We start from the raw sequence: 2907 nt of genomic DNA, 5'->3' as shown, positions 1-2907 counted from the left end.
AAACAACACTTGATAGTCGCGGGCCATGGCCGGGGCTTTCATACGCAGGTACGCATCATCCATGCGGTTGTCGCCGGTGGCGCTGATCCAGGCTTTGGCAAATTGCAGCGGGTTGCTGATCGACAGCCAGTTCATGGCGTCCTTGAGATGAGCGGCCTGGTACAGCTCGTTTTTTTCGCCGCCGAGCATCAGCCAGGTGCCGATATGTTCCGGCAGCACCACCACGGTTTTGGCATTGATCAGCCCAAGGTCCCGGGCGTTTTGCAGGTAGGCCGACAGCTTCAGGTGCAGGCGTTCCAGGCTCTGATAATCGGCAGGGAACAGCTCTGGCTGGATGCCCAGCAGGTTGCCACGGTCGGCCGGTTCGCCCTCATTGACGGCGAGGGTGATGCGCAGGTCGGACAGGTAATGCGCCACGGGGCGCTCCTGGGTCCAGACCAGATACGCGGCGAGGGAGGCAACCAGGGCCATGATGACGGTGAACGCTAGAAGTTTACGCATGGGGCAACAGACAACAGACCAGGTGCAGGGTTCGCGACTAGGGTAGGGCCCATGGCGTGGCTTGCCAAGGGGCGCTGTGCATTTGGATCAATAACTTGTCAGTTTCAGTCATTGAGCCGTGGTCCACCGCCTCTTAGTCTGTGGGACATAAACCGATGGCACGCCGTTCGAGTGCGCCACGTCCCGTGATGATCCGTTGTGGAGCTGTACCATGACCGCTGCTGCCTACCCGCACCTGCTGGCCCCGTTGGACCTGGGTTTTACCACCTTGCGCAACCGTACCCTGATGGGCTCGATGCACACCGGCCTGGAGGAAAAGCCCGGCGGTTTCGAGCGCATGGCGGCCTATTTTGCCGAGCGTGCCCGTGGCGGCGTGGGCCTGATGGTCACCGGCGGTATTGGCCCCAATGACGAGGGCGGCGTGTACGCCGGTGCAGCCAAGCTGACCACCGAAGAAGAGGCGCGCAAGCACAAGATCGTCACCCAGGCCGTGCACGACGCGGGTGGCAAAATCTGCATGCAGATCCTCCACGCTGGGCGTTACGCCTACAGCCCCAAGCAGGTGGCACCGAGCGCTATCCAGGCGCCGATCAACCCGTTCAAGCCCAAGGAACTGGATGAAGAGGGCATCGAAAAACAGATCCAGGACTTTGTCACCTGCTCGCTGCTGGCCCAGGTCGCCGAGTATGACGGCGTTGAAATCATGGGTTCCGAAGGCTACTTCATTAACCAGTTCCTCGCCGCCCACACCAACCATCGCACCGACCGTTGGGGTGGCAGCTTTGAAAATCGCATGCGCCTGGCCGTGGAAATCGTGCGCCGCGTACGCGAAGCCGTAGGCCCGAACTTCATTATCATCTTCCGCCTGTCGATGCTCGACCTGGTGGAAGGCGGCAGCGTCTGGGAAGAAATCGTGCAGTTGGCCAAGGCCATCGAACAGGCCGGCGCGACGATCATCAACACCGGTATCGGCTGGCACGAAGCGCGTATCCCGACCATCGCCACCAAGGTGCCCCGTGGTGCATTCAGTAAAGTCACGGCCAAATTGCGCGGTTCGGTACAGATTCCGCTGATCACCACCAACCGCATCAACACCCCGGAAATCGCCGAGCAGATCCTGGCCGAAGGCGACGCCGATATGGTCTCGATGGCGCGGCCGTTTCTCGCTGATCCCGAGTTCGTCAACAAGGCCGCCGCCGGGCGCGCCGATGAGATCAATACCTGCATCGGCTGCAACCAGGCCTGCCTGGACCACACCTTTGGCGGCAAGCTCACCACCTGCCTGGTCAACCCGCGGGCGTGCTACGAAACCGAGCTCAATTACTTGCCGGTCAAGCAGATCAAAAAAGTTGCGGTGGTCGGCGCCGGCCCTGCGGGCCTGGCCGCTGCTACCGTGGCCGCCGAGCGCGGGCATCAGGTGACCTTGTTCGACTCCGCCAGCGAGATCGGCGGCCAGTTCAATATCGCCAAGCGCGTGCCGGGCAAGGACGAGTTCTTCGAGACCCTGCGTTATTTCAAGCGCAAATTGCAGACCACCCACGTCGAGTTGTGCCTCAACACCCGTGTGGATGTTGCGCAACTGGTAGCGGGCAGTTATGACGAGGTGATCCTGGCCACAGGCATCGCACCGCGTACCCCGGCGATTCCCGGTGTCGACAATGCCAAGGTCCTGAGTTACCTGGACGTGATCCTCGAACGCAAGCCGGTGGGCAAGCGCGTGGCGGTGATCGGCGCCGGTGGCATTGGTTTTGACGTGTCTGAATTTCTCGTCCACCAAGGCGTATCCACCAGCCTGGATCGCGAGGCGTTCTGGAAAGAATGGGGCATCGACACCCAACTGCAAGCCCGTGGCGGCGTGGCCGGGATCAAACCCGAGCGCCATGCGCCGGCCCGTGAAGTGTTCCTGCTGCAACGCAAGGCTTCCAAGGTGGGCGACGGCCTGGGCAAGACCACGGGCTGGATCCACCGCACGGGTTTGAAGAACAAGCAGGTGCAGATGCTCAACAGTGTCGAGTACCTGAAGATCGACGATGAAGGGCTGCATATCCGCATCGGCGCCGAGGGCGAGCCGCAGGTACTGGCGGTAGACAATATCGTCATCTGTGCCGGCCAGGACCCGCTGCGCGAATTGCACGACGGCCTGGTCGCTGCCGGCCAGAACGTGCACCTGATCGGCGGCGCCGATGTGGCGGCCGAACTGGACGCCAAGCGCGCCATCAACCAGGGCTCGCGCCTGGCGGCCGAGCTGTAAGGCGTCAAGAGGGGCGGTGGTAGACTACCGCCCCTTTTTTCATTCAGATACCTGCCGATGGGCCCTTTCGACTGGCTTCCTCACGCGCTCCTTGAACCTTTGCAACTGGACTGGCTGAACGGAGTCGAGTTGGCCGTGCTGCGCCTGGACTGTAT

1 protein-coding gene and 2 pseudogenes are annotated in these 2907 nt (G+C 61.9%); 2 read left to right on the top strand and 1 reads right to left on the bottom strand.

The genetic code is table 11. The features are described 5' to 3' along the window. A pseudogene (locus tag GIW04_RS29470) lies at positions 1–501 on the bottom strand (carbon-nitrogen hydrolase family protein); the annotation flags it as partial. A 211-nt stretch (positions 502–712) separates the two neighbouring features. Between GIW04_RS29470 and GIW04_RS29465 the strand changes: the two are divergent. Together GIW04_RS29465 and GIW04_RS29460 are read left to right on the top strand one after the other, a co-directional pair. Continuing rightward, the gene (locus tag GIW04_RS29465) at positions 713–2752 is read left to right on the top strand and encodes an NADPH-dependent 2,4-dienoyl-CoA reductase (protein ID WP_236479510.1); all 2040 of its coding nucleotides are present in this window, start codon (positions 713–715) and stop codon (positions 2750–2752) included. A gap of 57 nt (positions 2753–2809) precedes the next feature. Continuing rightward, positions 2810–2907: pseudogene (locus GIW04_RS29460) on the top strand (1-aminocyclopropane-1-carboxylate deaminase); the annotation flags it as partial.

This window comes from Pseudomonas sp. PA-4-8C, assembly GCF_021606625.1.
Lineage (GTDB): Bacteria > Pseudomonadota > Gammaproteobacteria > Pseudomonadales > Pseudomonadaceae > Aquipseudomonas > Aquipseudomonas lactis.
This window is presented reverse-complemented; position numbering and strand designations above follow the sequence as displayed.

Excerpts from the sequence above, each read along its gene's own strand:
- GIW04_RS29465 (WP_236479510.1), top strand. The coding sequence starts at position 713 with ATGACCGCTGCTGCCTACCCGCACCTGCTGGCCCCGTTGGACCTGGGT.